Raw genomic sequence first — 277 nt, 5'->3', positions numbered from 1 at the left:
CACCACCAACTTCTGCTGGCCGCGCGACAAGATATCAGCAGCGTTGTGTGCGCCCAATCTGAGACGCAAATCAGCACGTTGCGGGCCAGCCTGTGTATGGCCAATTTGCTGATCCCGTTGCAGGGATGTGGCGAGCACTGCACTCAGTTCACGCTCTTTATCCCATCCGCGGTAGTAGCTCAGCGTCAGCCCTTCGAGATCCAACAGTTCTCTTAAGGTCTGCTCAAAGACTGGTTTCAAGGCTTTGATATAAGCACGGCGGTATTCATCTATTTCG

The 277-nt window shown here is 53.4% G+C and carries 1 pseudogene; it reads right to left on the bottom strand.

Features of this window, described 5'->3' with window-relative positions:
• A pseudogene (locus SB765_RS29370) lies at positions 1-277 on the bottom strand (DNA replication and repair protein RecF); the annotation flags it as partial.

Origin of the sequence: Pseudomonas sp. SIMBA_067, from assembly GCF_046534675.1 — a bacterium.
GTDB lineage: Bacteria > Pseudomonadota > Gammaproteobacteria > Pseudomonadales > Pseudomonadaceae > Aquipseudomonas > Aquipseudomonas putida.
Note: the sequence above shows the minus strand (reverse complement) of the source record. Positions and strands in the feature narration are given on the sequence as shown.